Source organism: Bartonella sp. AP280QHHD (genome assembly GCF_042196125.1).
GTDB lineage: Bacteria > Pseudomonadota > Alphaproteobacteria > Rhizobiales > Rhizobiaceae > Bartonella.
In genome coordinates this window covers 151,021-163,417 of sequence record NZ_JBHIPQ010000038.1, presented here as the reverse complement: position 1 = coordinate 163,417, position 12,397 = coordinate 151,021, and the positions used below count along the sequence as shown (strand labels likewise).

The 12,397-nt window shown below is 35.6% G+C and carries 8 protein-coding genes; 7 read left to right on the top strand and 1 reads right to left on the bottom strand.

Annotation, left to right across the window (positions count from 1 at the left end):
* Window positions 1-1,259 precede the first annotated feature (1,259 nt).
* The 7 genes from ACFIMK_RS05625 to tsaE all read left to right on the top strand — a co-directional run bounded on the left by ACFIMK_RS05625 (window position 1,260) and on the right by tsaE (window position 11,386).
* Window positions 1,260-1,979 (top strand): sulfate transporter family protein, encoded by a 720-nt coding sequence (locus ACFIMK_RS05625; RefSeq protein WP_375612793.1) that lies wholly within the window; start codon window positions 1,260-1,262, stop codon window positions 1,977-1,979.
* A 986-nt stretch (window positions 1,980-2,965) separates the two neighbouring features.
* On the top strand, window positions 2,966-3,886 hold the full coding sequence (gene accD / locus ACFIMK_RS05620; protein WP_375611366.1) for an acetyl-CoA carboxylase, carboxyltransferase subunit beta: 921 nt from the start codon (window positions 2,966-2,968) through the stop codon (window positions 3,884-3,886).
* Between the two features lie 4 nt (window positions 3,887-3,890).
* On the top strand, window positions 3,891-5,210 hold the full coding sequence (locus ACFIMK_RS05615; RefSeq protein WP_375675477.1) for a bifunctional folylpolyglutamate synthase/dihydrofolate synthase: 1,320 nt from the start codon (window positions 3,891-3,893) through the stop codon (window positions 5,208-5,210).
* Between the two features lie 44 nt (window positions 5,211-5,254).
* A complete protein-coding gene (locus tag ACFIMK_RS05610) occupies window positions 5,255-6,253 on the top strand; it encodes a complex I NDUFA9 subunit family protein (RefSeq protein ID WP_375671718.1) in 999 nt (332 codons plus the stop codon).
* 713 nt (window positions 6,254-6,966) lie between these two features.
* A complete protein-coding gene (gene ahcY, locus ACFIMK_RS05605; protein WP_375612789.1) occupies window positions 6,967-8,364 on the top strand; it encodes an adenosylhomocysteinase in 1,398 nt (465 codons plus the stop codon).
* Window positions 8,365-8,398: 34 nt separating this feature from the next.
* A complete protein-coding gene (locus tag ACFIMK_RS05600; RefSeq protein ID WP_375628512.1) occupies window positions 8,399-10,864 on the top strand; it encodes an ATP-binding protein in 2,466 nt (821 codons plus the stop codon).
* 51 nt (window positions 10,865-10,915) lie between these two features.
* Window positions 10,916-11,386 (top strand): tRNA (adenosine(37)-N6)-threonylcarbamoyltransferase complex ATPase subunit type 1 TsaE, encoded by a 471-nt coding sequence (gene tsaE / locus ACFIMK_RS05595; RefSeq protein WP_375612787.1) that lies wholly within the window; start codon window positions 10,916-10,918, stop codon window positions 11,384-11,386.
* Window positions 11,387-12,066: 680 nt separating this feature from the next.
* Here tsaE and trxA read toward each other — a convergent pair.
* A complete protein-coding gene (gene trxA / locus ACFIMK_RS05590; protein ID WP_273790200.1) occupies window positions 12,067-12,390 on the bottom strand; it encodes a thioredoxin in 324 nt (107 codons plus the stop codon).
* Between the last annotated feature and the right edge of the window lie 7 nt (window positions 12,391-12,397).

The window sequence follows — 12,397 nt, the reverse complement described above, 5'->3', positions numbered from 1 at the left end:
CACATATTGGTCATATTTATGATATGCAAATAAATGATTTTGATTGTTTCATGATGAGAGCAGCTAATGAGAAAATATGACAACTTTATTTTGAGCTCTTATTCGCTATGAAAAATAATGTATAAATCAATGATATTATAACATCTCAATGCAATTTTAAGCATACTTCATGCTGACGCTCATAAAGAATGTAGACAAAATTCATTGTACCACTGTCTATAAGTTTATGAAACTGAAGCCTTTATTATTTTCCTCAGTGATCGGTCTTTAAGATTAAATGTCTGTGTCCTCTCTCCAGAATACCAAGACCACAAAGACTAGAATTTTATCCATGATATCTTCACATTGTGATGTTTCATGAGAAGCATTTTTATTCCTTTATCGAAAGCTTTGTATCCATACATTGGTCTCGCCTATAATGTGTACGTAAATAATTTTTTGATGTTGAATAGAGTCTTTGAAATTAAAGAATATTTCTATATTTGGGATTTTATTCAAGTTGAAAATGATCAATTCTCTTCGATAAATTAGTGGTGTTATTATCTAAAAATTATTTGATACAGTGAACCACTTGTATGAAAAGTGCTTCAATGAATTCTTACTTCATTGCACTTATGGCTTTTAAAATTCAAAATCTCATCATTTTTAAGCATCAGTGACATCTCCCTTTCTTTGCTTCTTCTCAAAAAACTGCTCTTCTATGGGATCTGACAGTCAATCGCCTAAGCTTATTTTTTCCACTTCTATCATATTAATCATTCTGTTGCCCAAAATTAGAATATCTACGGAGCTACTACGTTACCCCTATTCCATTGAACTCAATATTTTTTTGAAAGCGAGAGGCAAAAGCATGCCGCCAAATAGTAGAAAAGTACAGAATTTTAGGAATTGTGCAAAACAATTAAGCACTTAGATAAACGAAGTTAGATAACTCTACTGAATAAATAGAAGTAAACAACTTTTCTCCCAAATAGTTCTTATTCCTTAATTTTTTACATATATCATATAAACGCAATAATCTACACTATGTACAAAAATACTAAAAATTTCTTCTACAACAGCTACTTTTTAAATTCTTCTTTGTTTTTAAAAATCAAAATTTCTATTTATTCAAACTTTATTTTTAACAAAGAAACCTTAACCGTTTTTTATAATGTTCTTGAAAAAAATCTTGTAATTCAAAGAAAGAAAAAATTACACTGTACATACTTTAAATATATTTCTTGTTTTTTTTGCTTCTTTCCTTAGTTTATTAATCTATGATTTTTACTGCTGCTTATCGTGCTTTACAACGTCTTCTGACCTCGCAATATCGTATTATGATACTGAAAGCATTGGGGGTTACTTTTTTCATTCTCACCATTTTATGGTTATGTGTGCACCAACTTTTTGTGTCTTACTTTTGGCCCTGGATTGCTCAATTTCTTCCTGGACTCCCTAGTTGGGCGGGATGGATTGGTTTTAGCATGCTTATCATCTTTAATCTTGGGTTGGCTCTTTTGTTGGCTTTTTTGATTGCACCCATCACAGCTATGATTGGTGGTTTTTTCATTGACTCTGCTGCTGAAATCATTGAAAAGGAGGATTACCCAAACGAGCCTATTGGACAAGCCTTGCCGTTTCAGCGTTCTCTTATCATTTCCTTTAAATTTGTTATTTTAAGCCTTCTTGGTAATGGAATTGCTTTTATTTTATTCTTCATACCAGGTATTAATTTAATTGCTTTTTATCTTATTAATGGTTATTTGCTCGGTCATGAATATTTCTTGTTTGCGGCTTACCGTTTTCGAACAGAGCAAAATGCGCGTGCTTTTTTACATACTCATTACACAACAGTTTTTGGCGCAGGATTATTGATAGCGATTTTTGTTTCGATTCCTATTATTAATCTAGCAACACCGCTTTTTGCCGCCGCCTTTATGACACATTTACACAAAATGCTTTCCCAAAAGACCATAGCACGCATTACACAAAAATAGTGTTCCTTGACTTTAAGGTTAATAAAACTTGCCAGCCAAAGAAAGCATAATATAAAATTTTATGCTTTATCTTTTATTAAAGCAATATATTGATTTATAATGATAACTTATCGTTTCACAACATGAGTGAAAAACCTAAATATTATGAGGGTTTCTCATTTTAATCCTATTCATATTGGATCAATTGAAATCGTTTGTTGAAATGTCATAAACGGAGGTGGTGTGCGGATAAAAGTACTTTCAAAAAGGCGTGAAATATCTTTATATGAATCCTCTTAATGCAAACATTATCGTCGTATTGAAAACTGAAAAAGAATATGATGGTGCCGCTTTGTACCTTCTATTTCAGTAAAAACGGATAGCATAATGTCTTTTATACCATTCATGGAGAGTGTATATTCTTCATAAGAGAGTTTTGGAAATTATTGAAAGATATCTGTGTAAAACAAGCACGTAAATGAGTAATATAATGGTATTTTGAGCGTATTCTATTTTAATTGTAAAAAGCGTGCGCTTTAAAGAAACCTTTTGAAAAAAATCTTGCTCTGATGTTAGCGTTTCGCTAATATAGCGTTATTGTATTCATTATCTTTAATGGATTATTTTAGCCTTGTTAGCGCCTTATACTATAAGGTTTCTTTTCTTCAAAACTGTTGATACGAATGATTAATTGGATATTCATTTTTATTAAAAAATAAGGCGTTTGTTAACCATCGCAAGGAGTAAATTTTAACACCAAAGTAAAAAATACAAACATGTAAGTTCTTAAAACTTATGAGAAATTTATTATAGGGAATACTCTTCATGATGCATATGATTGTTATAATATGGGAAAAATTAAAAATTAAAAAACAAGCTATACGTACGCTGATAAAAGTATTAAATAGACTCCTTTGTTCAACCGGTAAAGCAAATGTGACTGCTTAAGTTCTATATTCTTTCAAATCATGCAAAAGATGCACAATATTTAAAGGAAGGTTATAAAGATGAACTGGATTACAAATTATGTTCGTCCTAAAATTAACTCTATATTGGGGCGCCGTGAAATTCCAGAAAATCTATGGATTAAAGATCCTACCAGTGGTGAAATGGTCTTCCATAAAGATCTGGAAGCTAATCAATTTGTAGCTCCCAATTCTGGTCATCATATGCGTATCAGTGCTAAAAATCGTCTCATGCATTTTTTTGATGATGGTGTTTATACAGCTCTTGAAAATCCAAAAGTTGTAACAGATCCTTTAAAATTTCGTGACGAAAAACGCTATATTGACCGGTTAAAAGATTATCGTTCTAAACTTGGGGTTGATGACAATATTTTAAGTGCACGTGGTACGATTGAGGGTTTGCCAATTATTGCAACTGTTCAAGATTTCGCCTTTATGGGTGGATCACTTGGTATGGCTTCAGGAGAAGCTATTATCAAAGCTTTTGATACTGCCATTGCTGAAAGGCGTCCGCTGGTTCTTTTTGCTGCTTCTGGTGGTGCACGCATGCAAGAAGGAACACTCTCGTTGATGCAAATGCCCCGTACAACAGTAGCGATTGAAATGTTGAAAGAAGCAAAGCTTCCCTATATTGTTGTGCTGACTAATCCAACCACCGGTGGTGTTACTGCTTCTTACGCCATGCTTGGTGATATTCACATTGCCGAGCCTGGCGCTATGATTGGTTTTGCTGGTCCACGTGTGATTCAACAAACTATACGCGAAACCCTACCAGAAGGTTTTCAAAGTAGTGAATATCTGCTTGAACATGGTATGATTGATATGGTTGTATCGCGTTTAGAAATGAAAACAACAATTGCGCGTATTTTACGCTTGATGATGAAACGCCCTGCTGTTTTTAACCCTTCCGATCCATCCCCAACAGACTCTCAAACATCGCTTTCTAGGACAAAAGCAGCTTAAGTTTATGCAACAAAGTCAAATACAAAGGGTGGTGGATGATTTACTAAAAAATTATCCGAAAAAATTTGATCTTTCTTTAGAGCGTATTGTTCACCTTTTAGAGCGTCTTGGTAACCCACATTTAAAACTTGCCCCTGTTATTCACATCGCTGGAACAAATGGCAAAGGATCTGCTTCAGCAATTTGCCGTGCTCTTTTGGAAAGTGCAGGATACCGCGTTCATGTTTATAGCTCACCTCATCTCGTCAACTGGAATGAACGCTGCCGGTTAGGTCAAAAAGGAGGTGGTCAACTTGTTACAGAAAACCAATTGGCTGAGACAATCCGTGAAATTATAAAAGTAAATCGTCAAGAGCCGATTACTATTTTTGAAATTTTTACAGCCGCTGCCTTTATGCTGTTTAGTATACATCCAGCTGATGTTGTCATTTTAGAAGTTGGATTGGGAGGACGTTTTGATGCTACCAATGTCGTTAACAAACCAGCTGTATCGCTTATTATGCCCATTGATTATGATCATGAGAGCTTTCTTGGAAATACAATTGCTCAAATCGCTTTTCAAAAAGGAGGGATTATCAAACCAAACGTTCCTGTAGTCATTGGGAAGCAAAATTATGAAGAAACTCTTGCTACTTTAATACCCCTTGCTAATAAAAATAAAGCATTTTATGCTCTCTTTGATCAAGATTATCAAAGTTATAAAGAACATGGACGTATGGTTTTTCAAAACAATCAAGGTCTCATGGATCTTCCCCTTCCTAACCTTATTGGAGACCACCAAGTTGCCAATGCTGGTGCATCTCTTGAAGCAGTTTATCAAGCGGGTTTTCAACTTTCAGAACAAACCATAAATGACGCTTTAAAAAATATTTATTGGCCCGCACGAATGCAGCATCTTACCCAAGGACTTTTGGTTGATCAACTATCTCCTGATATTGATTTATGGTTAGATGGTGGTCACAATCCTGCTGCAGGAAAAGTTATTGCGGCAGAACTTACACAATGGAGAAAAAAAACAGATCGCCCCATTATTATGATTGCTGGCATGCTTAATACCAAAGATGCTGTCGGTTATTTTCGTCCTTTAGCTAACCTTGTCGATAAAGTATATACGATACCGCTGCTTGACAATAATGCCAGTATCTCTCCAACAGACTTAGCTGAATCAGCCCAAAAAGTAGGAATCCCTGCTGCCCCAAAAGCGCACCTACAAGATGCTTTGCATAAAATTAAAATGGAATATAAAGAGGCTATTGTCCTTATTAGTGGTTCTCTTTATCTTGCGGGTGATATTTTGCGTGACAATAAAACACCACCGTGCTAGATAATTAACTATTTTTAAAGCTTTGAAAGATAGACTTTTTAATCATGCAACTTGATTGTGCACTTTATCAACATCCTAAACTCATTACTGTTTTTGGCGGATCCGGTTTTGTAGGACGACATGTCGTTGAAACTTTGACTAAGCGGGGATATCGCGTTCGCATCGCTGTTCGTTGTCCACAAAAAGCTTATTATATGCTCCAAATAGGAGAAGTAGGACAAACCCAAATGCTTAAAACAGATATCAAGCATCGTGCCTCTGTTGCACGCGCATTGCTTGGAGCTGATGCGGCAGTGTTTTTACCCGGTAGCTTAAAACAAGCAAATCAATCGAATTTTAAAAACACACAAATTGATGGTGTTTACAATGTTGCTGAATTAACAGCAGAAACTGGTATTCCGCTCATCTATATGTCAACACTTGTGGCTAACGAGAATGCTTCATGTCTTTATGCACGTGTTAAGTTTATGGGTGAACAAATCATTCATAACAAGCATCTTCAAGCAATTATTATCCGTCCATCCGTTATCTTTGGACCAGAGGATTGTTTCTTTAACACCTTAGCAGATTTGTCACGTTTTTTACCAATTATGCCTCTTTTTGGAGGTGGACAAAGCAAATTGCAACCCGTGTATGTTGGTGACGTTGCTGAGTTTATCGTGCGCGCTTTAGATGGACAGGTTGCTTGGGGAAAAAATTATGATCTTGGTGGTCCCCAGATTATCACCCTCCAAAATGCTCTTGAAAATATACTTAAAATCATTCGTCGTAAAAAAACAATCCTATCTATGCCTCTTTCTGTCGGTCTATTGATTGGAGGAATTTTGGGAACAATCGGTAAATTGCCTTTTGTACCAACACTCGTAACAGCCAATCAGATACGTTTTTTGCAAATGGATAACATTGTCTCTAAAGAAGCTATAGAGAATGGATATACGCTAGAAGGAGTAGGAGTTACTCCTAGAGCAATGGCAGCATTCTTGCCAAGTTATCTCTGGCGATTTCGTCCACATGGTCAATTTTCCCAAAACCTACTCGTCTAGAATAAATTCTTCCAAAACTGAGTTAATTATTTGATTTATAATTCATAGCGCGTTGTTAGCGGTTTTAGAATCAGAGTGTTCAATAGAGTGATGTTTTTGCATTTTTAATGCTCCATTTAGTATCACTAAAAATGTTTAATCGTATATCTATAGTCTTTTGATAAAAATCGTTGAAAACAGGAGAAAAGCACTTCTTATAAACTGTCTTTATCAAAGAGCAGGTTCAACATTGGAATCCTAAAGAACCGATTCTGAACTGCCTATCCATAAACATGATAATCTATGGCTTTGCATTTATATTATTTTGCTAAAAAGCTTAATAATGAGATTAAAGTAATTCTTCCTTTTTCAACAACCGCATAAGTGAGTAGAATACGAGTATACTACTTTCGATATTATCCCATAAAAATCAATATAAAAACTGTAAAGCAATGCACCATTTTTATTATTTAAAAGGTATTCCCTCTGGAGACTTTTAAAAGCTTTAAAGTTACGTGAAAAGGATAGAATTTTGTTTATATAATAAGACTTATCATGAAGATCTCTTATTCTGTCAGTAATATCACTATTCAGATCCATAAATGCATATTTTTTGCACAAATTTATGGAGATTTTAAAAGAGCTTTTTCACATAAAGAAGTCCTCTTCTTGTCTTGCATTTTTTTTTAATTTCTCCTACCGTCTTGGAAAAACTTATTTTAAAGGAATGAAGAATGGCAGCTCAAGATTTTGTTGTCAAAGATATTGCACTTGCCGCTTATGGTCGTAAAGAACTTGATATTGCTGAAACTGAAATGCCTGGTTTGATGGCTTGTCGTAAGGAGTTTTCTTCCAGCCAACCTTTGCGCGGAGCGCGTATTTCTGGCTCATTGCACATGACAATTCAGACAGCTGTTTTAATTGAAACATTAAAAGCGATTGGCGCCGATATACGATGGAGCTCTAGCAATATTTTTTCTACGCAAGACCATGCAGCAGCAGCTATCGCCGCAACAGGCATTCCTGTATTTGCCATTAAAGGTGAAACATTGGAAGAATATTGGACTTATATAGATGCAATCTTCCAATGGCCAGATGGTAATCCTTCCAATCTTATTTTAGATGATGGAGCTGACGCCACAAACTATATTTTAATGGGAAGTCGTGCAGAACAAAATAAAGATATTTTATCGCATCCCAAAACAGAAGAAGAAGAAATTTTTTTCAAACAAATACAAAAGCGTATGGATGCAACGCCAGTTTTTTTTACACGACAGCGCGCGGCAATTAAAGGTGTAAGCGAAGAAACCACAACAGGTGTAAACCGTCTTTATCAGTTACAAAAAGAAGGACTTCTACCTTTTCCTGCTATTAATGTTAATGATAGCGTCACTAAATCAAAGTTTGATAATAAATATGGATGTAAAGAATCATTGGTCGATGGTATTCGACGTGGAACAGATGTGATGATCGCTGGTAAAACTGCCATTGTCTGTGGTTATGGTGATGTAGGAAAAGGTTCAGCAGCATCTCTTTCTGGTGCTGGGGCTCGTGTTAAAATAACAGAAATTGATCCTATTTGCGCTCTTCAAGCCGCTATGGATGGCTATGAAGTTGTTAATTTGGATGATGCTGCTTCCAGTGCTGATATTATCATCACGACAACAGGCAATAAAGATGTTGTTCGTTTAGATCATATGCGACAAGTAAAGGATATGTGTATTCTTGGAAATATTGGTCATTTTGATAACGAAATCCAAGTCGCTGCCCTTAGAAATTTGCCATGGACAAATATTAAACCACAAGTTGATATGATCACCTTTCCCGATGGAAAACGCATCATTTTGCTCTCTGAAGGGCGTTTGTTAAACCTCGGGAATGCGACTGGGCATCCTTCTTTTGTCATGTCAGCCTCGTTTACTAATCAAGTTTTAGCGCAAATTGAACTTTTTACCCGTTCAGAACACTATACAAATGAAGTCACTGTTTTGCCTAAACATCTTGATGAAAAGGTTGCACGTCTACATCTGGATCGGTTAGGAATAAAATTAAGTGTTTTATCAGAAGAACAAGCCGCTTATATTGGAGTCTCACCACAAGGACCTTATAAACCAAACCATTATCGTTACTAATACGTTTCCTTGGGTTAAAAAAGGGAAAGATGCCGTGCTCAGCTTTGGTGACTATAACCCCAAAGAAAAAGCTCAAAAAGAGATCCGAATCTATACGTATATATTTTGCCTTTTTTTCTTTTTTTCTCCAACATGCGCTTTTGCTCAGTCATTGGAAGGTTATTTACCATTTTTCTTCACTTTGCCGAATGGTCCATGGCTGCTTTTAGCGCTGTGTGGAGGAATTTCTTGTGCTTCACTTCTCACGTGCCTAGCTGTTATTATGCGTGCAAAAAAAACTGCACAGAAGCCTTTGAAGATAATTCAGGCAAATTTTTCTGAAAAACTTAAATATTATGAATGGCTTCTGGAAGAAACCGAGCAATTCCTTCTTATTTGGGAAAATCCAACAACCTTACCCCGTGTCGTTGGTGCCCTTTCTGCATTGCAAAAAATAGGAATCGACCAGAAAGATTTTCAGCGTTTTGAGCTCTGGGTTGAAGAAAATTCTCTGCGAGAACTTGATTATGCATTGACTCAACTACGTTGTAAATGTCACCCTTTTGATCTTTCTATCACCACCACAAACAATGTACCGCTACAAGTTACAGGAGTCATCGCAGGAACAGTCGCTATTGCTCGTTTTCAAGATATCTCAAAACAACAGAGTGAAAATGCTCGTTTACAGAAAGATATCGCCCGCCTTCTTACTGAACTGAGAATGCAGCGTAATCTTCTTGATCTTATTCAAGAGCCCGTATGGATAAAAGATTGTGAAGGAAAAGTTTGTTTTATCAATCGCGCCTTTAGAGAAATGACAGATTTTCGTGAAGGCAGTGATGAAGTGGGGGATCTTTTCAATGAAAATACACAACGCAAAACAGATGAAATAGAAACAATTTTTCAAGAACATGTTCACACAGTTATTGATGGAGAACGACATCGTTTTCATCTCACACGTATTACAACAGCCGAAGGGATGGCAGCTTTTGCGCGTGATGACAGCGCATATGAAAATCTTGCTCATGAATTAAGTTATGTTCTTCAAAGCCATTGTGAAACACTTGACCAAATTTCAACAGCTGTAGCTATTTTTGATACAAACCAAAAATTAAAATTCTGTAATCATGCTTTTAAAATTTTATGGCCGTTGGAGACTTCCTTTTTAGAAAGTGAACCAAGCCATACATTATTTCTTGAACGTCTACGTGAAAAAGGGCTCATTGCTGAACACCCCGATTGGCGCGCATGGAAAGAAGAACTTTTTAAAGCCTATCGACAAACAGAATCGAACCAACAAATTTGGAATCTTCCAGATGGGCGTACGGTGCGTGTTATCTCGAACCCTCATCCACAAGGAGGTGTCACTTGGCTTTACGAAAACCTTACAGAAAAAATTGATCTTGAACGCCGTTATAATACACTTATTAAAATACAAGGTGAAACACTTGATAAACTTTCCGAAGGCGTGGTTGTTTTTGGTACTGATGGACGCCTTCGTTTATCGAATCCTGCCTTGTCGAAATTGTGGTCTCTTCCTTATAATTTACTGGTAGAAGGGACCCATATTACACAGTTACAAAGCCATTGTTCAGCCTTAACCTTAGGACAAGAATGGGATCAATTTACCAAATTCATTACCGGTTTTGCTGAAAAACGTGAAACATATTCAGGTCGTATAGATCTTAAAAATGATATGATTATTGACTATACTCTGGTTCCTCTTCCCGATGGACAAACAATGCTTACTTTTGTGAATGTTACAGATACTGTCCATGTTGCACGTGCTCTTCAAGAAAGAAATGAAGCATTAGAAAGTGCTGATCGTTTGCGTAATGAATTTGTCCAACATGTTTCCTATGAATTGCGTACACCTCTCACCAATATTATTGGATTTTCCGATATTTTACGTGATCAAATTTTCGGCTCTATCAATAAACGTCAACAAGAATATCTTGGGCATATTCATTCAGAATCAGGAACTCTTTTAAATATTGTTAACGATATTCTTGATCTTGCTACCCTTGATGCAGGCATTATGGAGTTGGACATAAAATCGGTTAATATTGCAGATGCTATGATACAAGCAGTAGCACGTGTAGAAGATCGCCTTAATGGACGGCATATTACGCTTTTACAACAAATTTCTCCTTCCTTAAATTCTATTTCTGCTGATGAAAAGCGCTTGCATCAAATTTTTGTGAATGTACTGAGTAATGCTATTAATTTTGCAACGGAGGCGAGTACTATTGAATTTTGCGTCGATGAACAAGATGATAACATTGTCTTTAGCGTTCACAATCAGGGCTCTGACATCCCAGAAGACGTTCTTGATCGTATTTTTAAACGTTTTTCTTCCCATTCACACCATGGTGGGCGTGCGGGAGCGGGTCTTGGCCTTTCCCTTGTAAAAAGTTTCGTTGAACTACACGGTGGACATGTTGAAATTCTTACCGGTTCTGGAAAAGGAACAACAGTTAAATGTTTTTTCCCACTCTCCAAAGGAGATACGATTTTTTAATTTTAACCTTTATGATAACAAAAATTTTTCATCCATTTCATGGAACTTTTAATGAATTTTAGTTTTTTTCTTGAAAATGAAGAGGCAACAAAGCTTTTTGCACAAAATTTAGCTCTTTCTTTAAAGCCAGGAGATCTTGTAACGCTGCAAGGAGATCTTGGAACTGGAAAATCAACCATTGCACGTACAATCATTCAAACACTTGCGAACGATAACACTATGGATGTTCCAAGCCCTACTTTTACTCTTGTGCAAAGCTATCAACTTCCAAAGTTTGAAATTATTCATGCTGATCTTTATCGCCTTTCTATGGCAGAAGAAATTGATGAATTAGGGCTTCATGAAGCTCGTGAGAAAAATATTTTACTTGTTGAATGGCCAGAAAGAAATACAGCTCTTTTAGAACTCGCCACTTTTGCACTCACCTTACACTATAAAGAACATGGGCGTCATGTAACAGTTAGATCAGCGCAACATTCCATTGAATGTTTGCAACAGTCTTTTACAATTCGTACATTTTAAAAAAACATGAACATCATCATTTTTTAATTTGATAATACCTCAGTACTACCTATGAAATCTGAGATGATAGACAACATAAAGAAGGCTTCATGGAGGCACCAACCATGGAAGATGAAACGAAATGATGACTCTTTTATATAACAATGACATAAATTGCAAAGGACAGCCGTTAATTTATAGAAATTCATCAATTTATTTTAGAGAATCTGATACCTACAATTTTGATTTTAGAGAATAGTATAAGAGAATTTTAAATTGAAGTGATAACCCTTTAGAAGAGCATTATATAACCTGTAGTGAATTGCTTGTCTCTTTCTGCTTAAAAATTGTGAGCTTCAGAAAAGTAATTTGCAAAGTTTTTGCTTAAAATCTCCCTTTATGTGTTGAAAACACTATCTATCTCAATAGTCTTATCTAAGAAGAAATACCTTTAATGAAATTATCATTCACCCAATATTTTTAACGCGCCTATAAGGAAAGAATTGCATATATTCTTCATACAAAGCAATTTTTTATAAAAAATGGCCAATTGAATCATGCATAAAAGCACGAATTCTTAAATTCATTTAAAATTTTGATTTTTATTGTCTTTTCATTATAACATAATGCAAAAAAGAATATTTTAAAAAAGTCAAAAGGAGAGACAAAATTTCTCTCCTTTATAGTAATTATACGTGGAATTAACTAAGCCCATCTTTTATCCATTCAGAAAGACGTCCTTTAGAGGTAGCGCCAACCATATTCGATGAAATATTTCCATTTTTAAACATTAATAATGTAGGGATAGAACGTACTCCGTATTGGGTAGCCAGTTCCGGATTTTCATCAATATTTACCTTAGCAATTTTAACTTGATTTTGCATTTCTATTGAAATTTCATCCAACATTGGAGCAATCACTTTGCAAGGGCCACACCATTCTGCCCAAAAATCAACCACAACAGGGGTGGAAGAAGTTAGAACTTCACTTTCGAAATTGTCCTTATCAACTTTTATACACGTCATTGATTTA

Bases quoted from the DNA above. Each gene is read 5' to 3' on its own strand.
- ahcY (WP_375612789.1), top strand. From the start codon at position 6,967: ATGGCAGCTCAAGATTTTGTTGTCAAAGATATTGCACTTGCCGCTTAT.
- tsaE (WP_375612787.1), top strand. From the start codon at position 10,916: ATGAATTTTAGTTTTTTTCTTGAAAATGAAGAGGCAACAAAGCTTTTT.
- accD (WP_375611366.1), top strand. From the start codon at position 2,966: ATGAACTGGATTACAAATTATGTTCGTCCTAAAATTAACTCTATATTG.
- ACFIMK_RS05610 (WP_375671718.1), top strand. From the start codon at position 5,255: ATGCAACTTGATTGTGCACTTTATCAACATCCTAAACTCATTACTGTT.
- trxA (WP_273790200.1), bottom strand. From the start codon at position 12,390: ATGACGTGTATAAAAGTTGATAAGGACAATTTCGAAAGTGAAGTTCTA.
- ACFIMK_RS05615 (WP_375675477.1), top strand. From the start codon at position 3,891: ATGCAACAAAGTCAAATACAAAGGGTGGTGGATGATTTACTAAAAAAT.
- ACFIMK_RS05625 (WP_375612793.1), top strand. From the start codon at position 1,260: ATGATTTTTACTGCTGCTTATCGTGCTTTACAACGTCTTCTGACCTCG.